This is a genomic window from Marinovum sp. E3, from assembly GCF_055755275.1.
The window spans coordinates 2856940-2881741 of sequence record NZ_CM146908.1; the positions used below are offsets into that span (position 1 = coordinate 2856940).

Sequence of the window (24802 nt, forward strand, 5' to 3'; positions counted from 1 at the left end):
TGCCTGCATGGCGCAGCAAGACTGACAAAGGAAGACATATGCCCCTGATGAAAAGCTGGGTCGACAGCGCCAATGCGCCCGACTGCCCCTTTCCGCTCAACAACCTGCCCTACGGCGTCTTTTCCACCGGCGAGGAAGAGCCGCGCTGCGGCGTGGCCATCGGCGACAAGATTCTCGATTGCCGCGCCGCCGAATCCGTCGGCCTGCTGAATTTCGGCGACGAGCCGCTGTTTGACGTGCCGTTCTGGAATGAGGTGATGGAACAGGGCCCGGAGCTCTGGGAGCGGCTGCGCAACAGGCTCACCGGCCTGCTGGCCGAAGGCAGTTCATCGCGCCCCTCGGTCGAGCCCTTCCTCGTCGAGCAGGCGGCCGCCACGATGCACATGCCGTTTCTGGTCTCGGAATACACCGATTTCTATGCCGGCAAGCATCACGCCACCAATGTCGGCACCATGTTCCGCGGCGCCGAGAACGCCCTGCCACCGAACTGGCTGCACATTCCGATCGGCTATAACGGCCGGGCCTCCTCGGTCGTGGTCTCGGGCACCGATGTGCGCCGCCCCTGGGGCCAGCTCAAGGGGCCGAACGACGACGCCCCGCGCTTTGCCCCCTGCGCCCGCTTCGATCTCGAGCTGGAGATGGGCGCCATCGTCGGCAAGGAATCCGACGGGCCGGTCACGGTCAAGGAAGCCGATGACATGATCTTTGGCTACGTGCTGCTCAACGACTGGTCGGCGCGCGACATCCAGGCCTGGGAATATCAGCCGCTGGGGCCGTTCCAGGCCAAGGCCACCGCCACCACCGTCAGCCCCTGGATCGTCACCCGCGCCGCGCTCGAGCCGTTCCGCTGCAACACGCCGGCGCGCGAAAAGGAGCTGCTGCCGCATTTGCGCGACAACGGGCCGATGCTTTATGACATCGACCTGGCGGTCACCCTTGCGCCTGAAGGCAAGGCGGCGAGCACCGTTGCCGAGACCAATTACAACGTGATGTATTATTCGGCGGCGCAGCAGCTGGCCCATCACACCACCTCGGGCTGCCCGATGAACCCCGGCGACCTGCTCGGCTCGGGCACCATCTCCGGGCCGGAAAAACACCAGCGCGGCTCGCTGCTCGAGCTGAGCTGGGGCGGCAAGGAGCCGGTGACGCTCGACACCGGCGAGAGCCGCACCTTCCTCGAAGACGGCGATCGGCTCACCCTGACCGGCACCGCCAGGGGCGACGGCTTCACCCTGGGATTCGGCGAATGCACCGGCCGCGTTCTGCCGGCTTTGAAAGACCCCTACGCGCGCTGAGCCGCCCGCTCGCCCGGCGCGCAGCCCCGCGCCGGAACCCCCAGCAACCAATTGCGCGCCCCGGACCGGGGCCGGGGCGCGCGCCTCCGGGCTGGCCCGGCCCCGCGATCTGGCCTAAGTCTTGGCCATCTTTGCAAACGAGGCCCCCATGACCCGGATCATCCATTCGCTCTCCGACATTTCCGACCGCTACGACGCCACCTTTGTCGATCTCTGGGGCTGCGTGCACAATGGCGTCGCGGCCTTCCCCGATGCCGTCGCGGCGCTTCAGGCGTTTCGCGCCGGCGGCGGCACCGTGGTGCTGCTGACCAACGCCCCCCGGCCGCGCGACGAGGTTGCCGACCAGCTGCGCAGGTTGCAGGTGCCCGACGACGCCTGGGACACCATCGCCACCTCCGGCGACAGCGCCCGCGCCGCCATGTTCACCGGCGCGGTGGGCAGCAAGGTCTATCATATCGGCACGCCCGGCGATGAACGGTTCTTCGGACCGTTGCACCTGATCGCCGATCCGGTCGAGATCACCCGTGTGCCGCTGAAAGAGGCAGAAGGCATCGTCTGCACCGGTCCGTTCGACGCCCATGCCGACCCGGCCGATCTGCGCCCCGATCTGCTCTGGGCCAAGCAGAAAGACCTGCCGCTGCTCTGCGCCAATCCCGACATCGTGGTCGACCGCGGCGAGACCCGGGAGTACTGCGCCGGGGCCATCGCCGCGCTATATACCGAGATGGGCGGCACCAGCCTCTACTTCGGAAAGCCGCATCCGCCGGTCTATGACCTCGCCCGCCGCCGCCTGGCCGAGGTGCGCCCCGGCGTCGCCGATACCGCGATCCTGTGCATCGGTGACGGCCCGCATACCGACATCGACGGCGCGATGGGCGAGGATATCGATTCTCTCTTCATATCTGGCGGCCTGGCCGCGCAGGAAACCAAAACGTCGCAGGATCCCGAAGAATCCGCTCTAAATGTTTATCTCACCAAGGAAAATATCAATCCGACCTATACGATAGGTCGCCTTCGCTGACCTAATAAGGCTTGATTTTCTGCGCGTGCGAAGTAATTATATTGCGAATGTCGCCCCGGTGACGCCCTATAATTACGCTCACGGTCACGAAAGGGAGCCTCATGTTGGACAATATGCCCCGCGGCACGATCTGCATCGAAGACATCGAAATGGGCATGACCCGTCACCTGCGCAAACAGGTGACGGATCTGGATATCGAGCTCTTTGCCCAGGTCTCCACCGACCGCAATCCGGTGCATCTCGATGACGATTATGCCCAGGACACGATCTTTGAAGGCCGGATCGCCCATGGCATGCTGACCGCGGGGCTGATCTCGGCGGTGATCGGCGAGCAGCTTCCGGGCCATGGCACCGTCTACATGGGCCAGACGCTCAAGTTTCTCGCCCCGGTGCGGCCGGGTGACATGGTCTATGCCGAAGTCAAGGTGGTCGACATCGATCACGCCAAACGCCGGGTGACCTTGGAGTGCCATTGCGCGGTCGATGGCAAGAAGGTGCTGATCGGCGAAGCCAAGGTTCTGGCGCCGTCGCGCAAGTTCGACTGACCGGGCGGTGGGGTAAAACCCCACCCTACGGCGGACGGCCTTGGTCAGACCGGCGTCCGCGGGGCCGTGTCGCCCAGGCTCGGCTGACCCTGCCGCCGTCCCGGACTTGATCCGGGACCTCCCCCCTTACCACCGTTCCCGGACGCGGCCCTGTGGCCCTGCACCCAGCCAGCCTCCCGCAAAAGAAAGACCCCCGCCGATCTCTCGGCGGGGGTCTTTTTGCGTAGGGTGGGTTTCTCAACCCACCGAACTTACCAGTCCTCGCGAACCACGACCCGGGTCTTGATCGGCAGCTTCATCGCCGCCAGACGCAGCGCTTCGCGCGCCACATCTTCCGACACGCCGTCGATCTCGAACATCACGCGGCCCGGCTTGACCTTGGCGGCCCAGAAATCCACCGAACCTTTACCCTTACCCATCCGGACTTCGGTGGGTTTGGAGGTCACGGGGGTATCCGGGAAGATCCGGATCCAGACGTGGCCCTGACGTTTCATGTGACGGGTCATGGCACGACGCGCCGCTTCGATCTGGCGCGCAGTCACACGCTCGGGCTGAAGCGCCTTGAGGCCATAGGTCCCGAAGTTCACATCGCTGCCGCCTTTTGCCTCACCGGCAATGCGGCCCTTGAACATCTTGCGGAATTTTGTGCGTTTGGGTTGCAACATGGCTTAGTTCCTCCGGCCACCGGCGCCGCGGGGGGCGGGGCCATCCTGGATTTCCTGGGCCTTGCGGTCACGCGCTTGCGGGTCGTGCTCCATGATCTCGCCTTTGAAGATCCAGACCTTGATCCCGATGATGCCGTAAGGCGTGGTCGCCTCGACATGTGCGTGGTCGATATCGGCCCGCAGGGTGTGAAGCGGCACGCGGCCTTCGCGGTACCATTCGGTCCGGGCGATCTCGGCGCCGCCAAGACGGCCCGCGACGTTGACCCGAATGCCCAGGGCACCCATGCGCATGGCGTTCTGCACCGCGCGCTTCATGGCGCGACGGAAGGACACCCGGCGCTCGAGCTGCTGAGCGATGCTTTCGCCGACCAGGCGGGCATCCAGCTCGGGCTTGCGCACTTCCACGATGTTGAGGTGCAGCTCGCTGTCGGTCATCGCGGCAATCTTCTTGCGCAGCGTCTCGATGTCCGCGCCTTTCTTGCCGATGATGACACCGGGGCGCGCGGTGTGGATCGTGACGCGGCACTTCTTGTGCGGACGTTCGATGATCACACGGGCGACACCGGCCTGCTTGCATTCTTCGTGAATGAAGTCGCGGATTTTCAGGTCTTCCAGCAGAAGATCCCCGTAATCCTTGGTATCGGCGTACCAGCGGCTGTCCCAGGTGCGGTTGACCTGGAGGCGCATGCCGATCGGATTGGTCTTGTTACCCATTAGGCTTGCTCCTCGATCTGACGCACCTTGATGGTGATTTCCGAGAACGGCTTGTGAATCTTGCCGAACCGGCCACGGGCCCGCGGGCGACCGCGCTTCATGATCAGGTTCTTGCCGACATAGGCTTCGGCGACGATCAGCTCGTCGACGTCAAGACCGTGGTTGTTCTCGGCGTTGGCGATGGCCGACTGGAGGCACTTGCGCACGTCCACGGCAATCCGCTTCTTCGAGAAGGCCAGATCGGTCAGCGCCTTTTCCACCTTCTTGCCGCGGATCAGACCGGCGACGAGGTTGAGCTTTTGCGGGGACGTGCGAAGCATGCGCAGTTTTGCCATTGCTTCGTTGTCGGCCACGCGGCGGGGGTTCTTTTCCTTGCCCATGACTTACTTCCGCTTCGCTTTTTTGTCGGCGGCATGACCGTAATAGGTCCGGGTCGGCGAATATTCACCGAACTTCTGACCGATCATGTCTTCGCTGACGTTGACAGGGATATGTTTCTGACCGTTGTAGACGCCAAACGTCAGGCCCACGAACTGGGGCAGGATCGTCGAGCGGCGCGACCAGATCTTGATGACTTCGTTGCGACCGGATTCGCGCGACGCTTCGGCTTTTTTCAGCACGTAGGCATCGACGAAAGGCCCTTTCCATACAGAGCGCGACATGAATTAGCGACCCTTCTTCTTGGCGTGACGCGAGCGCAGGATGAGCTTCTGCGACGCCTTGTTCTTGTTGCGGGTGCGCGCACCCTTGGTCGGCTTGCCCCAGGGCGTGACCGGGTGACGGCCACCCGAGGTCCGACCTTCACCACCGCCGTGCGGGTGGTCGATCGGGTTCATCACGACACCACGGACCGACGGGCGGATGCCCTTGTGGCGCATGCGGCCGGCTTTACCGTAGTTCTGGTTCGAGTTGTCGGGGTTCGACACGGCGCCAACGGTGGCCATGCACTCCTGACGCACCAGGCGCAGCTCGCCCGAGGACAGGCGGATCTGGGCGTAGCCACCGTCACGGCCGACGAACTGGGCATAGGTGCCCGCGGCGCGCGCGATCTGGCCGCCCTTGCCGGGCTTCAGCTCGATGTTGTGCACGATGGTACCGATCGGCATGCCCGAGAACGGCATTGCGTTGCCCGGCTTGATGTCGGCTTTCTGCGCGGCGACGACCTTGTCGCCGATCGCGATCCGCTGCGGAGCCAGGATATAGGCCTGGTCGCCGTCGACATATTGCACGAGGGCAATGAAGGCGGTGCGGTTGGGGTCATATTCGATGCGCATCACGACGGCTTCGACGTCATGTTTGCTGCGCTTGAAGTCAACGATGCGGTAGAGGCGTTTCGCCCCGCCACCCCGGCGGCGCGAGGTAATACGTCCGGTGTTGTTCCGGCCGCCCGATTTCGTCAGACCCTCGGTGAGGGCTTTGACGGGGCGTCCTTTCCACAGCTCCGAACGGTCGATCAGCACCAGCCCGCGCTGGCCCGGCGTCGTCGGCTTATACGACTTGAGTGCCATGCTTTCTGTCTTCCGTTTAGCAATGCGAGGCTTTCCGCCCCGCTATGTTTGGGCTCTTGCGAGCCAGAGTATAGGGCCCCGAAGGTCCCCGGTTCGTGCGCCACCTGCCCCGCCCATCGCGCCCCGGGCTTGCCCCGGGGCCCCCTGGCCCATGAGGTCCCGGGGCAAGCCCGGGACGGGGTATCTGGCTTTGCCGGCCCGCGCGATGCACCAAGACGACAAAACACACAGCCCCAGACGAATCTGGGGCGGTGCGGATGGGGTCTGATAGGGGAAGGCGGCGTTGGGGTCAAGCGCCATGGGGTGCCAGGCACATCATCGCGACACAAGCGGCCTTCGACATGCCGAACGCTCCGTCATTCCATCCGCTCCGGCACCGGTTTTTGGGAATTTTTCCAAATCGCCTCGGAACCAAACCGCCGCCGAATTCGTAGTGTCGATGAAGACAGACACGAAGGAGACTATCACATGACACGTCTGACCACACTCGCCCTCACTACCGCTCTGGTTGCCGGACCGGCGTTTGCCGCGTCCCACGTGGATGCCAATGACGCCACCATGGATGATAGCGCAAGCACGATGGAATCGAGCGCGACGACCATGGGTGACGCCGAACCCGCCATGGATGCCGACTCACCGCTGGACTATGCCCAGCTGATCCGCTCGCGCGACATTACCGGCGGCGAGATCTACACCATCAACGGCCCGATGGACGACGACACCTGGGGCAACTGGGATTACGAGGGCGTCGGTCCTGACTGGAACGACATCGGCGAGATCGAGGACATCGTGCTCGACCGCAGCGGACAGATGGTCGGCGTGGTAGCCGAGGTCGGCGGCTTTCTCGACATCGGCGACAAACACGTGCTGATCCGCATGGACGACGTGCGCCTCTCGGCCGTCGACGACGAAACCTATGTGCTCGTGACCCGGAAGACCGAGGAAGAGCTGGAGCAGATGGAAGCGGTCGACGAAGGCTGGTGGGACTGAGTTTCCCTCGGTAGGTTAATCAGTGAAGGGGTCCGGTTCGGACCCCTTTTTTCGTCCGCGCCTGCCCCGCCGGCGCATGCGGCACATCAGGGGCGCCGGACCCTTGCGACGGCACGCGGCATCTCTGGGCGCCCCGGAGCCGTGCCGCGGCGGGTTCCAAGCACACGACGCAGGACGGGTGACAACCCGCCATGGCGCCCCCCTCGCTTCCCTCAAGCCCGTCACCGCCCCAGCAGCCTCGGTCATATCCAGCGGCGCCCCCGGCCCCCGAGCCTTGCAAAAGAAAACCCCCGGCCGCTCGCGCAGCCGGGGGTCATGATCCTGACCTTCGATCCTGTCTTTACAGACCGGTGGTCACGTCGATGGTGTTGCCCTCTTCGAGCATCACATAGGCCTTCTTGACGTCTTTCCGCTTGCCCATCTGGCCGCGGAAGCGCTTGACCTTGCCTTTGGTGATCGTGGTGTTGACCGCCTTGACCTTCACACCAAAGAGCGCCTCCACGGCCTCCTTGATCTGCGGCTTGGCGGCGTCAATCGCCACTTCGAAAACCACCGCGCCATGTTCCGACGCCATGGTGGATTTCTCGGTGATGACCGGCTTGCGGATCACATCGTAATGTTCTGCCTTCGCGCTCATTTCAGACGAGCCTCCAGTGCTTCGACAGCCGCCTTGGTGAGCACCAGGGTGTCACGCTTGAGGATGTCATAAACGTTTGCGCCCACCGACGGCAGAACGTCGAGACCGTCGATGTTGCGCGCGGCCTGCGCGAAACCTTCGTTGATCTCAGCACCGTCGATCACAAGCGCCCGCTTCCAGCCCAGGTCCTTGACCTGTTTGGCCAGCGCGCTGGTCTTGCCTTCGGACGCGGCGTTTTCGATCACGACCAGCTGACCGGCTTTCGCCTTGGCCGACAGGGCGTGCATCAGGCCCAGCTTGCGGACCTTCTTAGGCAGATCGTGGCCATGCGACCGCGGGGTCGGGCCCTTGTAGATACCACCCTTGCGGAAGATCGGCGCATTACGGTCACCGTGGCGCGCGCCGCCGGTGCCCTTCTGGCGATAGATCTTCTTGGTCGAATAGCTGGTTTCCGAGCGGGTCTTGACCTTGTGGGTGCCGGCCTGTGCGTTGTTGCGCTGCCAGCGGACCACCCGGTGCAGGATGTCGGCGCGGGGCTCGAGGCCGAAGAGCGCGTCGTCCAGCTCGACCGAACCGGCGGAACCGCCGTCGAGTTTGATCACGTCGAGTTTCATTCCTCGCCTTCCTTCTTCTCGGCTTCGATTTCCGCTTCGGCGGATTTCAGAGCCTCGGCTTCGGCTGCGGCCTGTTCCTCGGCCAGGCGAGCTGCCTCGGCTTCGGCTTCTGCGGCGGCTGCGGCAGCGGCTTCTTCAGCGGCTTTCGCAGCTTCGTCGGCAGCAGACTTCAGCGCGGCAGGCAGGATCGCGTTCTCGGGGAACGGTTTCTTGACGGCATCGCGCACGGTGACCCAGCCACCCTTGGAGCCCGGAACCGCGCCCTTGACCATGATCAGGCCACGGTCGGCATCGGTTTTCACCACTTGCAGGTTCTGCGTGGTCACACGCACGGCACCCATGTGGCCGGCCATCTTCTTGCCCTTGAACACCTTGCCCGGGTCCTGACACTGACCGGTCGAACCATGCGACCGGTGCGAGATCGAGACACCGTGCGTGGCGCGGAGGCCGCCGAAGTTGTGGCGCTTCATCGAACCGGCAAAACCCTTACCGATCGAGGTGCCGGAGACGTCGACGAACTGGCCTTCGAAGTAGTGATCGGCGGTGATTTCCTCACCGACGTTGATCATGGCTTCGGGGGCCACGCGGAACTCGGCCACCTTGCGCTTGGGCGCAACGTTGGCTTTCGAGAAATGGCCGCGCATCGCCTTGGAGACCCGGTTGGTCTTGGCGGAACCGGCGCCGAGTTGAACGGCGGAATAGCCGTGCTCGTCCGCGGTGCGCTGCGCGACAACCTGAAGGCCATCGAGTTGCAGCACGGTCACGGGAATCTGCTTGCCGTCTTCCTGGAAGAGGCGGGTCATCCCGACTTTCTTTGCAATGATACCAGAGCGCATCATGGTCGTGCCCTCCTTACGCTTGCAGCTTGATCTCGACGTCCACACCAGCGGCCAGGTCGAGCTTCATCAGCGCGTCCACGGTCTGGGGGGTCGGATCGACGATGTCGAGCAGGCGCTTGTGGGTCCGGATCTCGAACTGGTCGCGCGATTTCTTGTTCACGTGGGGGCCACGCAGAACGGTGAATTTCTCGATCTTGTTCGGCAGCGGGATCGGGCCGCGCACATTGGCGCCGGTCCGCTTGGCGGTGTTGACGATCTCCTGCGTGCTGGCATCGAGCACACGATAGTCAAACGCCTTGAGCCGAATGCGAATGTTTTGGCTTTGCATTGGTCTTAGCCTTCATTGGCGTTGAGGTTGAGAGGAGGATGGACGACCACCGCCGACCCTCGTCGAACCTTGAGGGCGGGGAATCACCCCGCCCTCACATTCCCATCGGGAACCCGCGCGCTATACAGGGGGCGCGGCAGTGTGGCAAGGGGGCAAGCGGCGGTTTTGTCCCCTGCCCCGGCCGCCAGGGCGGGGCCGCCCGCGGGCGATGCCGCGCGGCCTTGTCGTTTGCCGCGAAACTCCGGGGCGAGCCCTGAAGCCTGTCTGGCGCGATCGGGCGAGAGGTCCCGGATCAGGTCCGGGACGGGGCCGCGGGTGGCCTCGCGCCCCGGCTCCGCGCCGGGGCCTCGTGGTGGCGATGCGGCGCCTGGCATCGGGCACAAAAAAGCCCGGCGACCCGCAGGGGCCGCCAGGCTGGAAGTGCTGTCCCGGGTCAGGCCCGGGACGGGATCGCGATCACTCGATGATCTTGGAGACGACGCCCGAGCCCACGGTGCGGCCGCCTTCACGGATGGCGAAGCGCAGGCCTTCTTCCATCGCGATCGGGGCGATCAGCTCCACGGTGAACTTCAGGTTGTCGCCCGGCATCACCATCTCGGTGCCCGAGGGCAGCTCCACGGTGCCGGTCACGTCGGTGGTCCGGAAGTAGAACTGCGGGCGGTAGTTGGCAAAGAACGGCGTGTGACGGCCACCTTCGTCCTTGGTCAGGATGTAGCTTTCCGCCTCGAACTTGGTGTGCGGCTTGACCGAACCCGGCTTGCAGAGAACCTGGCCACGCTCGACGCCCTCACGGTCGACACCGCGCAGCAGCGCGCCGATGTTGTCGCCGGCTTCACCGCGATCGAGCAGCTTGCGGAACATCTCGACACCGGTGCAGGTGGTCTTCTTGGTGTCGCGGATGCCGACGATCTCGATCTCGTCGCCAACGTTGATCACGCCACGCTCGACACGGCCGGTCACAACCGTACCGCGGCCGGAGATCGAGAACACGTCCTCGATCGGCATCAGGAAGTCCTGGTCGACGGCACGGGCCGGCTGCGGGATGTATTCATCCACGGCCGCCATCAGTTCCTTGATCTTCTCTTCGCCGATTTCCGGGTTGTTGCCTTCCATCGCCGCCAGCGCCGAGCCGGCGATGATCGGAATGTCGTCGCCCGGGAAATCGTACTCGGAGAGCAGTTCGCGGACTTCCATTTCCACCAGCTCGAGCAGCTCCTCGTCGTCGACCTGGTCCACCTTGTTGAGGAAGACGACCATGGCGGGGATGCCGACCTGACGGCCGAGCAGGATGTGCTCGCGGGTCTGCGGCATCGGGCCGTCGGCCGCGTTCACCACCAGGATCGCGCCGTCCATCTGGGCGGCACCGGTGATCATGTTCTTGACGTAGTCGGCGTGGCCGGGGCAGTCGACGTGGGCGTAGTGCCGCGCCTCGGTCTCGTATTCCACGTGGGCGGTCGAGATGGTGATGCCGCGGGCTTTCTCTTCCGGTGCGCCGTCGATCTGGTCATAGGCCCTGAAGTCACCGAAGTACTTGGTGATCGCCGCGGTCAGCGTCGTCTTGCCGTGGTCAACATGGCCGATGGTGCCAATGTTGCAGTGCGGTTTGGAACGCTCAAACTTTTCCTTTGCCATGGTAGTGGCTCCCTTGATTTGGTCTTGCGGTGCGCATCAATGCGCACCCTACGGGGGGTTGTAGGGTGCGCCTTTACGGCGCACCGCTCGCTTATGCGTATTTGGACTGGATCTCGTCCGAGATGTTCTGCGGCACCGGATCGTAGTGATCGAACTGCATGGTGAACTGGGCGCGGCCCGAGCTCATCGAACGCAGAGTGTTGATGTAGCCGAACATATTGGCCAGCGGCACCATGGAGGCGATCGCCACGGCATTGCCGCGCGGCTCCTGGCCGGTCACCTGGCCGCGACGCGAGGTCAGGTCGCCGATGATGCCACCGGTGTATTCTTCCGGGGTCACCACTTCGACCTTCATGATCGGCTCCAGCAGCTTGGCGCCGGCTTTCTTCATGCCTTCGCGCATGCCCATGCGGGCGGCGATCTCGAAGGCCAGAACGCTGGAGTCCACGTCGTGGAATTTACCGTCAACCAGAGCCACCTTGAAGTCGATCACCGGGAAGCCTGCCAGCGGACCGGAGTCCATGACCGACTTGATGCCCTTTTCGACGCCGGGGATGTATTCCTTGGGAACGGCACCGCCGACGATGCGGCTCTCGAAGGAATAGCCTTCGCCCGGCTCGGTGGGCGTGATGATGAGCTTGACCTCGGCGAACTGACCGGAGCCACCCGATTGCTTCTTGTGGGTGTAGGTGTGCTCGACCTCGTGACCGATGGTCTCACGATAGGCCACCTGCGGCGCACCGATGTTGGCTTCGACCTTGAATTCGCGCTTCAGGCGATCGACGAGAATGTCGAGGTGAAGTTCCCCCATGCCCTTCATGATGGTCTGACCGCTCTCGATGTCGGTCTCGACGCGGAACGACGGGTCTTCCGCCGCCAGACGCGCCAGGCCGGCCGACATCTTCTCCTGGTCGCCCTTGGTCTTGGGCTCGACCGCGATCTCGATCACCGGATCGGGGAAGGTCATGGTTTCCAGCACCACCGGATCGGACTTGTCGCACAGGGTGTCACCGGTCGTGGTGTTCTTCAGCCCGCCAAGCGCGATGATGTCGCCGGCATAGGCTTCGGAAATCTCGTCCCGGTTGTTCGAGTGCATCATCATCATCCGGCCAACGCGCTCGGTGTTGCCCTTGGTCGAGTTCAGCATCGAGTCGCCCTTGTTGAGCACACCCGAATAGATCCGCACGAAGGTCAGCGAGCCGACGAAGGGGTCGTTCATGATCTTGAACGCCAGGCCCGAGAACGCCATGTTGTCATCCGCGCGGCGCGGGATGTTGCGGGTCTCGGTCTCGTCGCCGGGCTTGAAGCCCATGTAGTCGACCACGTCCAGCGGGCTGGGCAGATAGTCGATCACGGCGTTGAGCAGCGGCTGGACGCCCTTGTTCTTGAAGGCGGAACCGCCCAGAACCGGAACGAAGGACAACGAAAGCGTGCCCTTGCGCAGCAGTTTGCGCAGGGTGGCCACGTCGGGCTCTTCACCTTCGAGGTAGGCTTCCATCGCGTCGTCGTCCATTTCGACGGCCGCTTCGATCATCTTGCCGCGCCATTCCTCGGCCACGTCCTTGAGGCTGTCGCGGATCTCTTCCTGGAACCAGGTCGCGCCGAGGTCTTCGCCCCGCCAGACCCATTCCTTCATGGTCACCAGGTCGATCAGGCCTTCGAGCTCGTTCTCGGCACCGATCGGGATGCCGACGGGCACGGCGGTGGCGCCGGTGCGGTCTTCGATCATCTCGACACAGTTGAAGAAGTCGGCGCCGATCTTGTCCATCTTATTGACGAAGACGATGCGCGGAACCTTGTAGCGGTCAGCCTGACGCCACACGGTTTCGGTCTGGGGTTCGACACCGGCGTTGGCGTCGAGCACACAGACGGCACCGTCGAGAACCGCCAGCGAACGCTCGACTTCGATGGTGAAGTCGACGTGGCCGGGGGTGTCGATGATGTTCAGGCGGTGCTTGGGGCTGTCGGGTTCGGTGCCGTTCTCGGTGCGCTCCCAGAAGGTCGTGGTCGCGGCCGAGGTGATGGTGATCCCGCGTTCCTGCTCCTGCTCCATCCAGTCCATGGTGGCGGCGCCATCGTGCACCTCACCGATGTTGTGGGATTTGCCGGTGTAAAACAGGATCCGTTCCGAGCAGGTGGTCTTGCCTGCGTCGATATGGGCCATGATGCCGAAGTTGCGGTAGCGGTCGAGCGGATAATCGCGTGCCATTGGATAAAGCCTCTGAATTTACCAGCGGTAATGGCTGAACGCTTTGTTCGCGTCGGCCATCTTGTGGGTGTCTTCGCGCTTCTTAACAGCAGAACCGCGGGAATTGACAGCATCCAGCAGCTCGCCTGCGAGGCGTTCTTCCATTGTGTTTTCGTTGCGGGCGCGGCTGGCGTTGATCAGCCAGCGGATGGCCAGCGCCTCGCGGCGCTCGGGGCGTACCTCGACGGGCACCTGGTAGGTGGCACCACCCACACGGCGCGAGCGGACCTCGACCGAGGGTTTGATGTTGTCGAGCGCTTCGTGGAACAGTTCCACCGGGGCGCGCTTGACCTTGCCTTCGATGCGGTCGAGCGCATTGTAGACGATCTTCTCTGCGACCGACTTCTTGCCGTCGATCATCAGGTTGTTCATGAATTTTGTCAGAACCCGGTCACCATATTTGGCGTCGGGCAGGACTTCGCGTTTTTCAGCGGCGTGACGACGAGACATATCCTGATCCTCTTACTTAGGACGCTTCGCGCCGTATTTCGAGCGGCGTTGCTTACGATCTTTGACGCCCTGGGTATCCAGAACACCGCGAAGGATGTGATAGCGCACACCGGGAAGGTCTTTGACACGACCGCCGCGGATCAGCACAACCGAGTGCTCTTGCAGGTTGTGGCTTTCACCGGGGATGTAGCTGATCACTTCGTAACCGTTGGTCAGGCGCACCTTGGCCACCTTCCGCATCGCCGAGTTCGGCTTTTTCGGCGTGGTGGTGTAGACACGGGTGCAGACGCCGCGCTTCTGCGGGCATTGTTCCAGGTGCTGCGACTTGGACCGTTTGACTTTCGGCTGCCGCGGTTTGCGGATCAGCTGTTGGATCGTTGGCATAGAGGTATCGTCTCCGCTTTCGCTCTCATTTCTTGCATGAGGGCGCCCCCATGCGGTGTTGTTCAGTCCCGCGCCCGCCTTCCCCGTGCATGCAGGGGGCTCACAAGCGCAAAATCCGCGATCACAGCCATTCCGAGGTCTGCGACGCGGTTGGTTATCAGAGGATCGGAGCGCTAACTGCCCGGATCTTGACCACTGCAATATGATGTCGGCACGCGGGATGGCCCCGAAACCGAGATGAGGGTGGCGTATAGGGGGAGTCGCAGGCCTTGTCAACAGCGCGCCCCGGGCGGTCCGGGCCGCTTGCCAAGCGCGGCGCGGCAATGCAAGGCTGCGGCATTGATTAGCACCCCCACAGGCGGAGAAAAAGCAGTGCAGGTCATTGGATTGTGCCGATTTTCCTATCCGGCGCTCGGCGGCTTCCAGGTCGAGCATGACAGCATCGAGGACCGCATCGCCTATCTCTACGCGCCCGCGCGCATGGAAGAGCGGTTCCGGCATTTCGAGGCGGTCACCCTGCCCGGCCTCAAGGCCCAGACCGACGGCGATTTCACCTTTCTGATCGTCGTCGGCGACCAGCTGCCGAAACCCCATGCCGACCGGCTGCATGACCTTGTCGCCGATTTTCCCCAGGCCCGGATCATTGCCCATCCGCCACGAGAGCATCGCCCGGTGATGGCCGAGGTGCTCAATGACGCCCGCCAGGATCTGGGCCAGCCCTGCCTGCAATTCCGCCACGACGATGACGATGCCATTGCGGTCAGCTTTGTTCAGCGCCTGCGCGAGGCGGCAGCCGATTGCCCCGGCCTGATGCGCGATCACCGGCTGGTGGGCTTCGACTTCAACCGCGGCTTCATCGCCCGGCCCGACAGCGGCGGCCTTCTGGCGCAGGAGACGGTCACCCCCTATTGGGGCGTGGCCCTGGCCATGGCGGTCAAACCCTGGGCGCGGCACACGATCATGAATTTCGGCCACAACCGGATCAACCGCTTCATGCCGACGGTCACCTTTACCCACGAAGACATGTTTGTCCGCGGCCACAACGACCACAACGACAGCCGTCAGGGCCGCAAGGTCACCAAGGTCGATCTCCGACGGCTCGACGGTGCCGGAGAGCGGCATTTCGAAACCACCTTCGCAATCTCATCGGACCGGGTACGCGAGATTTTTGCGGGAACGCCGCGCCTCGCGCCATAGGGTAAAGACCCCCATGGCCACCACGATGAAGGCCCCCAGCAGCGTCAGCGGCTCGGGCCAGTCGCCCCAAACCAGAAAGCCCAGGATCAGCGCCCAGATCAGCCCGGTATAACGAAACGGCGCGGTAAAGCTCACCTCGCCGACCCGCATCACCATCACCGAGCAGAGATAGGCCGCCAGGATGAAGCCGGCCGCGACCACGATAAAGAGTGCGTTCTGCGGCGCGATCGGCTGCCAGCCGCCCGGCAGGCTGGCCAGCCCGGCAAATCCCATGACCGAAACCGCCCCCATGAACGACACCATGAGAGAGGGCACCTGAACCGACATCGCGCGTGTGGCCAGATCGCGCAGGGTGGAACAGACAACCGCCACCAGAGCGAACAGTGTTGCGTCGGAAAACCCGTCCGGCCCCGGCCGCACGATCAGCAACATGCCGCCAAAACCCACCGCGATGGCGCTCCACCGCCGCCAGCCGACCGGCTCGCGCAAAACCAGCGCCGCCCCGAGCGCGACGCTCAGCGGCAGGATCTGAAGGATCGCGGTGACATTGGCCAGCGGCATGCGGAACAGCGCCGAGAGAAAAAACACCGTCGCCCCCACCTCGGTCAGCGAGCGCACGGCGACCAGGGCCCAGTCGCGCCGCGAGAGGCCGAGCCGCAGCGCGCCCAGGTGCCGCGCCAGAAAGAACAGGAACAGGCTGGCGATCACCCCGCGCAGGAAGATCAGCTGAAACAGCGGCACCTCGCCCGCCGTCAGTTTCACGAAGGTATCGTTGAAGGTGAACCCCGCCATCGATCCCATCATCAACAGCGCCCCGCGCGTATTGTCCTGCATGTGCCTGCCCCTCGTCTTGCCCGATAATCGCCCGCAAGAGCCGCCCTTCCCGAGACGCGACGCTCGGGCCGGATCGGGCAGGCTCTTCCGGCTGAACCAGAACACTGCGCGCCGCTGACGCACAATGAAAAAACCCCGCCCGGTTCGCACCGGACGGGGCTGAAGCTGTCAGCGAGCTGCGATCAGTCGCGGCTGTCTTCGTCCATCACCGGCTGGGTAAAGGCATCGCCCCCCACCATGTCGTCCGAAGGCGCTGCCAGGGCGGCCGCCGCTTCCGCTTCCTCGCGGCGCGCGCCGATCACCACGTTGTCGCGGTCCTGGGCAATGCGGCGGACCTTCTGGGTCGCGCCACCGGTGCCCGCCGGGATCAGGCGGCCGACGATGACGTTCTCCTTGAGCCCCACCAGCTTGTCCTTCTTGCCCTGCACCGAGGCCTCGGTGAGAACGCGGGTGGTCTCCTGGAAGGAGGCCGCCGAGATGAACGACCGGGTCTGAAGCGAGGCCTTGGTGATCCCCAGGAGGATCGGTTCGCCCTGCGCCTCGCGCCCGCCTTTCGACAGCGCCTTTTCGTTGGCGGCGTCGAACTCGGCCTTGTCCACATGTTCGCCCTTGAGCAGCGTGGTGTCGCCCGAATCCTGGATTTCCCACTTCTGCAACATCTGGCGCACGATCACTTCGACATGCTTGTCGTTGATCTTCACGCCTTGCAGTCGATAGACGTCCTGGACCTCGTCGATCATGTAGTTGGCCAGAGCCTCGATCCCCATGATGGCGAGGATGTCGTGCGGCGCCGGGTTGCCGTCCATGATGTAGTCGCCCTTCTGGACGAAGTCACCTTCCTGAACCGGAATGTGCTTGCCCTTGGGCACCATGTATTCGACCGGCTCCAGGCTGTCGTCGGCGGGTTCGATCGCGATTCGGCGCTTGTTCTTGTAGTCCTTGCCAAAGCGCACATAGCCGTCGATCTCGGCGATGATCGCGTGATCCTTGGGACGCCGGGCTTCGAAGAGTTCGGCCACACGCGGCAGACCACCGGTGATGTCCTTGGTCTTGGCGCCTTCACGCGGAATACGCGCCACGACGTCACCGGCCTTCACATCGACACCGTCATCGACCGACAGAATGGCGTCGACCGACATCGGATAGGTGATCGGGTTGCCCGCCTCGTTGCGCACCGGCTCGCCGTCGCCGTCGATCAGGATGATCTCGGGCTTGAGCTCGTTGCCCTTCGGAGCCGCACGCCAGTCGGCGACGATCTTCTGGGTCATGCCGGTGGCATCGTCGGTCTCCTCGCGCACGGCGACACCGTTCACCAGGTCGACGTGACGGGCGATACCGTCCTTCTCGGCGATGATCGGCAGCGTATAGGGATCCCATTCGAACAGCTTGTCGCCGCGGGCCACCTGCTGGCCTTCCTTGACAAACAGCTTGGTGCCGTAGCCCAGCTTAAAGCTGGCCCGTTCGGCGCCGTGCTCGTCCTGGATCACCAGCTTCATGTTCCGGCCCATCACCAGGGTCTCGCCAAGGGCGTTTTCCAGTGTGTTGGCCGCCTCGAAGGCCACGACGCCATCGGTGCCCGCCTCCTGGAAGGACTGCTGACCACCCTGGGCAACGCCGCCGATGTGGAAGGTCCGCATCGTCAGCTGGGTGCCGGGTTCGCCGATCGACTGCGCCGCGATGATGCCCACCGCTTCGCCGGAGTTGACCATGGTGCCGCGTGCGAGGTCACGGCCGTAGCACATGGCACAGACGCCCTCTTCGGCCTCACAGGTCAGCGGGCTGCGGATGCGCATCTTCTGCACCCCCAGATCCTCGATGGTGTCGGCCATGCGCTCGTCGATCAGGGTGCCTGCCTTGCAGACCACGTCCTCGGTGCCGGGGGCCAGCACATCGTCGGCCGCGACACGGCCCAGGATACGCTCGCCCAGCGACGACACGATCTCGCCGTCGTTGACCGCCGCTTCCGCGGTGATCGCCCGGTCGGTTTCGCAATCGTGCAGACGCACGATGCAATCCTGCGCCACGTCCACCAGACGACGGGTCAGGTAGCCCGAGTTCGCCGTCTTCAGAGCGGTGTCCGACAGACCTTTCCGCGCGCCGTGGGTCGAGTTGAAGTATTCAAGAACGGTCAGACCTTCCTTGAAGTTCGAGATGATCGGCGTCTCGATGATGTCGCCGTTCGGCTTGGCCATCAGGCCGCGCATCCCGCCCAGCTGCTTCATCTGCGTGACCGAGCCCCGGGCACCGGAGTGCGCCATCATGTAGACCGAGTTCGGCTCCATGACCGAGCCATCCTCGGCGTGACGTTCGGCCGAGATTGTCGACATCATCGCTTCGGTGACCTTGTCGTTACACTTCGACCAGGCATCGACGACCTTGTTGTACTTCTCACCCTGGGTGATCAGACCGTCCATGTACTGCTGTTCGAAGTCCTTCACCTGATCACGCGTCTCTTCGACGATCGGCCATTTGGTGTCGGGGATGACCATGTCGTCCTTGCCGAAGGAGATGCCGGCCTTGAAGGCTTCCTTGAAGCCCATCGACATGATCTGGTCGCAGAAGATCACCGACTCTTTCTGACCGCAATAGCGGTAGACGGTGTCGATGACGCGCTGCACGTCCTTCTTCCGCAGAAGCTGGTTGACCAGTTCGAAGGGCGCCTTGGCATTCAGCGGCAGCAGACCGCCAAGCCGCAGGCGGCCCGGGGTGGTCTCGTAACGCTTCATCACCTCGAGGCCTTCGTCGTCGATCTGCTTGACCCGCGCGGTGATCTTGGCGTGCAGATGCACTTCACCGGCGCCGAGCGCGTGCTCGACTTCCTCGATCGAGGAGAAGGCCATGCCCTCGCCCTTCATGCCATCGCGCTGGATGGTGAGGTAGTAGAGACCGAGAATCATATCCTGCGACGGAACGATGATCGGCGCGCCGTTGGCGGGCGACAGGACGTTGTTGGTCGACATCATCAGCACGCGCGCTTCGAGCTGGGCTTCCAGCGAGAGCGGCACGTGTACGGCCATCTGGTCGCCGTCGAAGTCGGCGTTGAAGGCCGAACAGACCAGCGGGTGCAGCTGGATCGCCTTTCCTTCGATCAGCGTGGGCTCGAAGGCCTGGATGCCCAGACGGTGCAGCGTCGGCGCACGGTTCAGCAGAACCGGGTGCTCGCGGATCACCTCGTCGAGGATGTCCCAGACCTCGGGGCGCTCTTTCTCGACCAGCTTCTTGGCCTGCTTGACGGTCGAAGACAGACCCTTGGCTTCAAGCCGCGAATAGATGAACGGCTTGAACAGCTCGAGCGCCATCTTCTTGGGCAGACCGCACTGATGCAGCTTCAGTTCCGGCCCGGTCACGATGACCGACCGGCCCGAGAAGTCGACCCGTTTCCCCAGAAGGTTCTGACGGAAGCGGCCCTGCTTGCCCTTGAGCATGTCCGAGAGCGATTTCAGCGGACGCTTGTTGGCACCGGTGATGACGCGGCCGCGACGGCCGTTGTCGAACAGCGCATCCACCGATTCCTGAAGCATCCGCTTTTCGTTGCGGACAATGATATCCGGCGCGCGCAGCTCGATCAGCCGCTTGAGGCGGTTGTTCCGGTTGATCACGCGGCGATAGAGGTCGTTGAGGTCGGAGGTCGCAAAGCGGCCACCGTCCAGCGGCACCAACGGGCGCAGTTCCGGCGGGATGACCGGAATGACGGTCATGACCATCCATTCCGGGCGGTTGCCGGATTCGAGGAAGCTCTCGACGACCTTCAGACGCTTGATGATCTTCTTGGGCTTCAGTTCGCCTGTCGCCTCTTTCAGATCGGCGCGCAGGGTCTCGGCCTCGGACTCGAGGTCGATGGCGGCCAGCATCTCGCGGATCGCCTCGGCGCCGATGTTGGCGGTGAAGGCGTCCATGCCATAGGCGTCCTGGGCGTCCATGAACTCTTCTTCGGTCATCATCTGACCGTAGGTGAGGTCGGTGAGGCCCGGTTCGATCACTACGTAGTTCTCGAAGTAGAGCACGCGTTCCAGATCACGCAGCGTCATGTCCAGCATCAGGCCGATGCGCGAGGGCAGCGACTTGAGGAACCAGATATGGGCGCAGGGCGCGGCCAGCTCGATGTGGCCCATGCGTTCGCGGCGGACCTTTTGCAGCGTGACTTCGACACCGCATTTCTCGCAGACGACGCCGCGATACTTCATGCGCTTGTACTTGCCGCAGAGGCATTCGTAATCCTTGATCGGGCCAAAGATACGCGCGCAGAACAACCCGTCACGCTCGGGCTTGAACGTGCGGTAGTTGATGGTTTCCGGCTTCTTGATCTCGCCATAAGACCACGAGAGGATCCGCTCGGGCGAGGCAAGAGACACCTTGATCTCGTCGAAGGTCTTGACCGGGGCGACGGGGTTGAACGGATTGTTGGTCAGTTCCTGGTTCATTTGATGTCCTCAAAACGGGAGGGTGCGGGGAAGGTCGGCAGGGCGGGCGTAGGGTGGGGTTTTACCCCACCGATGCGCCTCACTCATCCTCCTCCGCATCCAGGAGTTCCATGTTCAGGCCGAGGCCGCGGACTTCCTTGACGAGCACGTTGAAGCTCTCGGGAACGCCCGCCTCGAAGTTGTCCTCGCCCTTGACGATCGATTCATAGACCTTGGTCCGGCCGGCCACATCGTCCGACTTCACGGTCAGCATCTCTTGCAGGGTATAGGCGGCGCCGTAAGCTTCCAGAGCCCAGACCTCCATCTCCCCGAAGCGCTGGCCACCGAACTGCGCCTTACCGCCCAGCGGCTGCTGGGTGACGAGGCTGTAGGGCCCGGTCGAACGCGCGTGGATCTTGTCGTCCACCAGGTGGTGCAGCTTGAGCAGGTACTTCACGCCCACGGTGACAGGACGCGAGAACTGCTCGCCGGTGCGGCCGTCGAAGAGCACGGATTGGCCCGACTCCGAGAAGCCCGCACGCACCAACGCATCGTTGACGTCGCCTTCCTTGGCACCGTCGAAGACCGGTGTCGCGATCGGCACACCACGGGCGACGTTGCCCGCCGCCTCGAGCAGGCGGTTCTCGTCCATGTCCGACAGGCCTTCTTCATAGACCTCGTCACCATAGGCGATCCGCATCGCTTCGCGCACCGGGGTCAGATCACCCGAGCGGCGGTATTCGTCCAGCGCGTCGTCGACCTTGATGCCCAGACCGCGTGCGGCCCAGCCCATGTGAGTCTCGAGGATCTGACCGACGTTCATCCGCGAGGGAACGCCGAGCGGGTTGAGGCAGAAGTCGACCGGCGTGCCATCGGCGAGGAACGGCATGTCCTCCATCGGCACCACGCGCGAAATCACACCCTTGTTGCCGTGACGGCCGGCCATCTTGTCGCCCGGCTGAAGCTTGCGCTTCACCGCGATGAAGACCTTGACCATCTTCATCACGCCCGGCGGCAGGTCGTCGCCGCGGCGGACCTTCTCGACCTTGTCCTCGAAGCGGGCGTCGAGCTGGCGTTTCTGCGCCTCGTATTGCTCGTTCAGCGCCTCGACGATCTTGGCGTCTTCCTCGTCCTCGATCGCCAGCTGCCACCACTGGCCACGGCTCAGGCTGTCGAGCAGATCCTGGGTGATCTCGGAGTTCGGGCGCACGCCGCGCGGACCCTTGACCGCCACCTTGCCGAGGATCAGATCGCTGAGACGCGCATAGATGTTGCGGTCGAGGATGGCGAGCTCGTCGTCCCGGTCACGGGCCAGACGCTCGATTTCCTCACGCTCAATCTGCAACGCCCGTTCGTCTTTCTCGACGCCGTGACGGTTGAAGACACGCACTTCCACGACGGTGCCGAAATCGCCCGGCTTCACCCGCAGCGAGGTGTCGCGCACGTCCGAGGCTTTCTCACCGAAGATGGCGCGCAGGAGTTTTTCCTCCGGCGTCATCGGCGATTCACCCTTCGGAGTGATCTTGCCCACCAGGATATCGCCCGGTTCCACATCGGCGCCGATGTAGACGATGCCCGCCTCGTCGAGGTTGCGCAGGGCTTCCTCGCCGACGTTGGGGATGTCGCGGGTGATCTCTTCCGGCCCGAGCTTGGTATCGCGGGCGGCGACTTCGAATTCCTCGATGTGAACCGAGGTAAAGACGTCGTCACGCGCGATGCGCTCGGAGATCAGGATCGAGTCTTCGTAGTTGTAGCCGTTCCACGGCATGAAGGCGACGATCACGTTCTTGCCGAGGGCCAGTTCGCCCATGTCGGTCGAGGGACCGTCGGCAATCACTTCGCCCTGCTGCACCGTGTCTCCCACCTTGACCAGCGGGCGCTGGTTGATGCAGGTGTTCTGGTTCGACCGCTGGAACTTGCGCATCCGGTAGATATCGACGCCGGGGTCGCCGACCTCGAGATTGTCGGTGGCCCGGATCACGATCCGCTGGGCATCGACCTGGTCGATAATGCCGCCACGGCGCGCGGTCACCGCCGCACCGGAGTCGCGGGCGACGATTTCCTCGATGCCGGTGCCCACAAGCGGCGCTTCCGAGCGCAGCGTGGGAACCGCCTGACGTTGCATGTTCGAGCCCATCAGAGCGCGGTTGGCGTCGTCGTTTTCAAGGAACGGAATGAGCGAGGCAGCGACCGAAACCAGCTGTTTCGGCGACACGTCGATCAGGTCCACGTTCTCGTTCGGCGACAGGGTGTAGTCGCCCGACTTCCGGGTCGAGACCAGATCGTTCACGAACTTCATGTTCTCGTCGAGGTTGGCGTTGGCCTGCGCCACGGTATGGCGCATTTCCTCGGTCGCGGACATGTAGTGCACCTCGTCGGTGACGGTGCCTTCCTTGACCACACGGTACGGTGTTTCGATGAAGCCGTATTTGTTCACGCGGGCAAACGTGGCCAGCGAGTTGATCAGACCGATGTTCGGGCCTTCCGGCGTTTCAATCGGGCACATCCGGCCATAGTGTGTCGGGTGAACGTCGCGCACCTCAAAGCCGGCGCGCTCGCGGGTCAGACCGCCCGGGCCAAGGGCCGAGAGACGGCGTTTGTGGGTGACTTCCGACAGCGGGTTGGTCTGGTCCATGAACTGCGACAGCTGCGACGAGCCGAAGAATTCGCGCACGGCGGCCGCCGCCGGTTTGGCGTTGATCAGATCCTGCGGCATGACGGTGTCGATCTCGACCGAGGACATGCGCTCCTTGATCGCGCGTTCCATGCGCAGCAGACCCACGCGGTACTGATTTTCCATCAGCTCGCCGACCGAACGCACACGGCGGTTGCCAAGGTGGTCGATGTCGTCGATGTCGCCACGCCCGTCGCGCAGATCCACCAGCGCCTTGATGCAGGCGACGATATCCTCGCGGTCCAGCGTGCGCTGGGTGTCGGGCTTATCGAGCGCCAGACGCATGTTCATCTTCACCCGACCAACGGCCGAGAGGTCATAGCGCTCGCTGTCGAAGAACAGCGTATCGAAGAGTGCCGAAGCGGCCTCGACGGTGGGCGGCTCGCCCGGACGCATCACGCGGTAGATATCCATGAGCGCGCTGTCGCGGCCCATGTTCTTGTCCTGCGCCATGGTGTTGCGCATGTAGGCGCCGACGGTGATGTTGTCGATGTCCAGCACCGGGATCTCGGTGACGCCCGCGTCGATCAGCTCTTTCAGAGTGCCGCCGGTGACATCGCCATCCTTGTCGACTTCCCAGGTCAGCTCGTCGCCGGCCTCGACGTAGATCGCGCCGTTTTCCTCGTTGATGATGTCCTTGGCGGCGAACTTGCCGACGATCTGCTCGAAGGGCAGCAGCAGATCCTTGACCTTGCCTTCGTCGATCAGCTTCTTGACCGCGCGCGGCGTCACCTTCTTGCCGGCCTCGCCGATGATCTCGCCACTGTCGGCATCCACCAGGTCATAGGTCGGGCGGGTGCCGCGCACACGCTCGGGGAAGAACTTGGTCACCCAGCCCTCACCCTTGCGCAGGGAATAGGTCACGGTGTTGTAATAGGCGTCCATGATCGCCTCTTGATCGAGCCCCAGCGCATAGAGCAGGGTCGTCACCGGCAGTTTGCGGCGACGGTCGATCCGGGCAAAGACGATGTCCTTGGCGTCGAATTCAAAGTCGAGCCAGGAGCCACGGTAGGGGATGATCCGGCAGGCAAAGAGCAGCTTGCCCGAGGAATGGGTCTTGCCCTTGTCATGGTCAAAGAACACGCCCGGCGAACGGTGCATCTGGGAAACGATGACCCGCTCGGTGCCGTTCACGACAAAGGTGCCGTTCGGCGTCATCAGGGGCATGTCGCCCATGTAGACATCTTGTTCCTTGATATCCTTGACGGATTTCGCGCCGGTATCCTCATCGATATCAAACACGATCAGCCGCAGCGTCACCTTGAGCGGCGCGCTGTAGGTCAGGTCGCGTTGCTGACATTCCTCGACATCGAACTTCGGCTTTTCCAGCGCGTAATCGACGAATTCGAGAACCGCGGTCTCGTTGAAATCCTTGATCGGAAAGACCGACTGGAAGACACCCTTGATGCCCTCGCCATCCATCGGCTCGAGCTGGTCGCCGGACTTCAGGAACAGGTCATAAGAGCTTTTCTGAACCTCGATGAGGTTCGGCATTGCGAGGACTTCACGGATTTTGCCGTAGTACCGGCGAAGACGTTTCTGGCCAAGGAAGCTTTGCGCCATGAGGGGAGTGCCCTTTCGATTTTCTCTGCCCGAACGCGCGCAGTGCCGGGGCTGCAACGGCGCATTCTCGTCAGTGACGGCGTGAAACGGATCCATTCTCGGCGCACGTCCCACCGCGCGTCACTCGATCTCGATTTCCCTGCCTTGGAAAACTCCCCGATCGGGGGGCTTGCCAAGAAGGGCCTGCGAACCATCTGTTTGGAAAGATCGGAATATGGGGGTTACTACGATGATTTCAATGCGTCGCCGCCACCTCACATTCAG

21 protein-coding genes are annotated in these 24802 nt (G+C 63.4%); 5 read left to right on the forward strand and 16 right to left on the reverse strand.

Annotation, left to right across the window (positions count from 1 at the left end; all coding sequences use genetic code 11):
* Window positions 1-38: 38 nt before the first annotated feature.
* The 3 genes from fahA (at window position 39) to AC0J5K_RS14035 (ending at window position 2861) form a co-directional block, all read left to right on the forward strand.
* A complete protein-coding gene (fahA, locus tag AC0J5K_RS14025) occupies window positions 39-1295 on the forward strand; it encodes a fumarylacetoacetase (protein ID WP_274566079.1) in 1257 nt (418 codons plus the stop codon).
* A gap of 148 nt (window positions 1296-1443) precedes the next feature.
* Window positions 1444-2316: a TIGR01459 family HAD-type hydrolase gene (locus AC0J5K_RS14030; RefSeq protein WP_274566081.1), complete on the forward strand. Its 873-nt coding sequence runs from the start codon at window positions 1444-1446 to the stop codon at window positions 2314-2316.
* Between the two features lie 101 nt (window positions 2317-2417).
* Window positions 2418-2861, forward strand: a complete 444-nt coding sequence (locus AC0J5K_RS14035) for a MaoC family dehydratase (RefSeq protein WP_048532932.1) — start codon at window positions 2418-2420, stop codon at window positions 2859-2861.
* A 251-nt stretch (window positions 2862-3112) separates the two neighbouring features.
* Here AC0J5K_RS14035 and rplP read toward each other — a convergent pair whose 3' ends face one another.
* From rplP to rplB, 5 genes are read right to left on the reverse strand one after another with little or no spacing between them, the layout of a single operon-like run.
* Window positions 3113-3526 (reverse strand): 50S ribosomal protein L16, encoded by a 414-nt coding sequence (gene rplP, locus AC0J5K_RS14040; protein ID WP_048532933.1) that lies wholly within the window; start codon window positions 3524-3526, stop codon window positions 3113-3115.
* Window positions 3527-3529: 3 nt separating this feature from the next.
* Window positions 3530-4240: a 30S ribosomal protein S3 gene (gene rpsC, locus AC0J5K_RS14045; RefSeq protein WP_048532934.1), complete on the reverse strand. Its 711-nt coding sequence runs from the start codon at window positions 4238-4240 to the stop codon at window positions 3530-3532.
* A complete protein-coding gene (gene rplV, locus AC0J5K_RS14050; protein ID WP_048532935.1) occupies window positions 4240-4620 on the reverse strand; it encodes a 50S ribosomal protein L22 in 381 nt (126 codons plus the stop codon). The genes rpsC and rplV overlap by 1 nt, the downstream gene beginning before the upstream one ends.
* A 3-nt stretch (window positions 4621-4623) precedes the next feature.
* Window positions 4624-4902 carry a 30S ribosomal protein S19 gene (gene rpsS / locus AC0J5K_RS14055; RefSeq protein WP_048532936.1) on the reverse strand — a complete coding sequence of 93 codons (279 nt, stop codon included), beginning with the start codon at window positions 4900-4902 and terminating at the stop codon, window positions 4624-4626.
* Window positions 4903-4905: 3 nt separating this feature from the next.
* Complete coding sequence (gene rplB / locus AC0J5K_RS14060) at window positions 4906-5748, reverse strand: 50S ribosomal protein L2 (protein WP_048532937.1); 843 nt, start codon at window positions 5746-5748, stop codon at window positions 4906-4908.
* Window positions 5749-6306: 558 nt separating this feature from the next.
* Here rplB and AC0J5K_RS14065 point away from each other — a divergent pair.
* Window positions 6307-6738, forward strand: a complete 432-nt coding sequence (locus tag AC0J5K_RS14065) for a PRC-barrel domain-containing protein (RefSeq protein ID WP_338020382.1) — start codon at window positions 6307-6309, stop codon at window positions 6736-6738.
* 340 nt (window positions 6739-7078) lie between these two features.
* Here AC0J5K_RS14065 and AC0J5K_RS14070 read toward each other — a convergent pair whose 3' ends face one another.
* The 8 genes from AC0J5K_RS14070 to rpsL form a co-directional block, all read right to left on the reverse strand.
* Window positions 7079-7375, reverse strand: a complete 297-nt coding sequence (locus AC0J5K_RS14070; RefSeq protein WP_048532938.1) for a 50S ribosomal protein L23 — start codon at window positions 7373-7375, stop codon at window positions 7079-7081.
* A complete protein-coding gene (rplD, locus tag AC0J5K_RS14075) occupies window positions 7372-7989 on the reverse strand; it encodes a 50S ribosomal protein L4 (protein ID WP_048532939.1) in 618 nt (205 codons plus the stop codon). Before rplD ends, AC0J5K_RS14070 begins: the two co-directional genes overlap by 4 nt.
* A complete protein-coding gene (gene rplC, locus AC0J5K_RS14080) occupies window positions 7986-8828 on the reverse strand; it encodes a 50S ribosomal protein L3 (RefSeq protein ID WP_074836123.1) in 843 nt (280 codons plus the stop codon). Before rplC ends, rplD begins: the two co-directional genes overlap by 4 nt.
* 13 nt (window positions 8829-8841) lie before the next feature.
* The gene (gene rpsJ, locus AC0J5K_RS14085; RefSeq protein ID WP_048532940.1) at window positions 8842-9156 is read right to left on the reverse strand and encodes a 30S ribosomal protein S10; all 315 of its coding nucleotides are present in this window, start codon (window positions 9154-9156) and stop codon (window positions 8842-8844) included.
* Window positions 9157-9612: 456 nt separating this feature from the next.
* Window positions 9613-10788 (reverse strand): elongation factor Tu, encoded by a 1176-nt coding sequence (gene tuf, locus AC0J5K_RS14090; RefSeq protein WP_074835899.1) that lies wholly within the window; start codon window positions 10786-10788, stop codon window positions 9613-9615.
* A gap of 91 nt (window positions 10789-10879) precedes the next feature.
* Window positions 10880-12997: an elongation factor G gene (gene fusA / locus AC0J5K_RS14095; protein ID WP_074840296.1), complete on the reverse strand. Its 2118-nt coding sequence runs from the start codon at window positions 12995-12997 to the stop codon at window positions 10880-10882.
* Window positions 12998-13015: 18 nt separating this feature from the next.
* The gene (rpsG, locus tag AC0J5K_RS14100; protein ID WP_048532943.1) at window positions 13016-13486 is read right to left on the reverse strand and encodes a 30S ribosomal protein S7; all 471 of its coding nucleotides are present in this window, start codon (window positions 13484-13486) and stop codon (window positions 13016-13018) included.
* A gap of 12 nt (window positions 13487-13498) precedes the next feature.
* Entirely contained in the window at window positions 13499-13870 is a 372-nt protein-coding gene (gene rpsL / locus AC0J5K_RS14105; protein ID WP_005862801.1) for a 30S ribosomal protein S12, read from the reverse strand.
* A 372-nt stretch (window positions 13871-14242) separates the two neighbouring features.
* Between rpsL and AC0J5K_RS14110 the strand changes: the two genes are divergently transcribed.
* Entirely contained in the window at window positions 14243-15067 is an 825-nt protein-coding gene (locus AC0J5K_RS14110) for a putative rhamnosyl transferase (RefSeq protein ID WP_074840294.1), read from the forward strand.
* On the opposite strand, the gene AC0J5K_RS14115 is transcribed toward AC0J5K_RS14110, so the two are convergent.
* From AC0J5K_RS14115 to rpoB, 3 genes are all read right to left on the reverse strand, one after another.
* On the reverse strand, window positions 15014-15901 hold the full coding sequence (locus tag AC0J5K_RS14115; protein ID WP_048532945.1) for a DMT family transporter: 888 nt from the start codon (window positions 15899-15901) through the stop codon (window positions 15014-15016). The two genes, AC0J5K_RS14110 and AC0J5K_RS14115, sit on opposite strands and share 54 nt — an antisense overlap.
* A gap of 182 nt (window positions 15902-16083) precedes the next feature.
* Entirely contained in the window at window positions 16084-20322 is a 4239-nt protein-coding gene (gene rpoC / locus AC0J5K_RS14120) for a DNA-directed RNA polymerase subunit beta' (protein WP_274564059.1), read from the reverse strand.
* A 79-nt stretch (window positions 20323-20401) separates the two neighbouring features.
* Complete coding sequence (gene rpoB / locus AC0J5K_RS14125; protein ID WP_048532947.1) at window positions 20402-24538, reverse strand: DNA-directed RNA polymerase subunit beta; 4137 nt, start codon at window positions 24536-24538, stop codon at window positions 20402-20404.
* Window positions 24539-24802 lie beyond the last annotated feature (264 nt).

Excerpts from the sequence above, each read along its gene's own strand:
- AC0J5K_RS14065 (WP_338020382.1), top strand. The coding sequence starts at position 6,307 with ATGGATGATAGCGCAAGCACGATGGAATCGAGCGCGACGACCATGGGT.
- tuf (WP_074835899.1), bottom strand. The coding sequence starts at position 10,788 with ATGGCAAAGGAAAAGTTTGAGCGTTCCAAACCGCACTGCAACATTGGC.
- rplD (WP_048532939.1), bottom strand. The coding sequence starts at position 7,989 with ATGAAACTCGACGTGATCAAACTCGACGGCGGTTCCGCCGGTTCGGTC.
- AC0J5K_RS14035 (WP_048532932.1), top strand. The coding sequence starts at position 2,418 with ATGTTGGACAATATGCCCCGCGGCACGATCTGCATCGAAGACATCGAA.
- fusA (WP_074840296.1), bottom strand. The coding sequence starts at position 12,997 with ATGGCACGCGATTATCCGCTCGACCGCTACCGCAACTTCGGCATCATG.
- rplB (WP_048532937.1), bottom strand. The coding sequence starts at position 5,748 with ATGGCACTCAAGTCGTATAAGCCGACGACGCCGGGCCAGCGCGGGCTG.
- rpsL (WP_005862801.1), bottom strand. The coding sequence starts at position 13,870 with ATGCCAACGATCCAACAGCTGATCCGCAAACCGCGGCAGCCGAAAGTC.
- rplV (WP_048532935.1), bottom strand. The coding sequence starts at position 4,620 with ATGGGCAAGGAAAAGAACCCCCGCCGCGTGGCCGACAACGAAGCAATG.
- fahA (WP_274566079.1), top strand. The coding sequence starts at position 39 with ATGCCCCTGATGAAAAGCTGGGTCGACAGCGCCAATGCGCCCGACTGC.
- rpoC (WP_274564059.1), bottom strand. The coding sequence starts at position 20,322 with ATGAACCAGGAACTGACCAACAATCCGTTCAACCCCGTCGCCCCGGTC.
- rplC (WP_074836123.1), bottom strand. The coding sequence starts at position 8,828 with ATGATGCGCTCTGGTATCATTGCAAAGAAAGTCGGGATGACCCGCCTC.
- rpsC (WP_048532934.1), bottom strand. The coding sequence starts at position 4,240 with ATGGGTAACAAGACCAATCCGATCGGCATGCGCCTCCAGGTCAACCGC.
- rpoB (WP_048532947.1), bottom strand. The coding sequence starts at position 24,538 with ATGGCGCAAAGCTTCCTTGGCCAGAAACGTCTTCGCCGGTACTACGGC.
- AC0J5K_RS14115 (WP_048532945.1), bottom strand. The coding sequence starts at position 15,901 with ATGCAGGACAATACGCGCGGGGCGCTGTTGATGATGGGATCGATGGCG.
- rpsG (WP_048532943.1), bottom strand. The coding sequence starts at position 13,486 with ATGTCTCGTCGTCACGCCGCTGAAAAACGCGAAGTCCTGCCCGACGCC.
- rpsS (WP_048532936.1), bottom strand. The coding sequence starts at position 4,902 with ATGTCGCGCTCTGTATGGAAAGGGCCTTTCGTCGATGCCTACGTGCTG.
- rplP (WP_048532933.1), bottom strand. The coding sequence starts at position 3,526 with ATGTTGCAACCCAAACGCACAAAATTCCGCAAGATGTTCAAGGGCCGC.
- AC0J5K_RS14030 (WP_274566081.1), top strand. The coding sequence starts at position 1,444 with ATGACCCGGATCATCCATTCGCTCTCCGACATTTCCGACCGCTACGAC.
- AC0J5K_RS14070 (WP_048532938.1), bottom strand. The coding sequence starts at position 7,375 with ATGAGCGCGAAGGCAGAACATTACGATGTGATCCGCAAGCCGGTCATC.
- rpsJ (WP_048532940.1), bottom strand. The coding sequence starts at position 9,156 with ATGCAAAGCCAAAACATTCGCATTCGGCTCAAGGCGTTTGACTATCGT.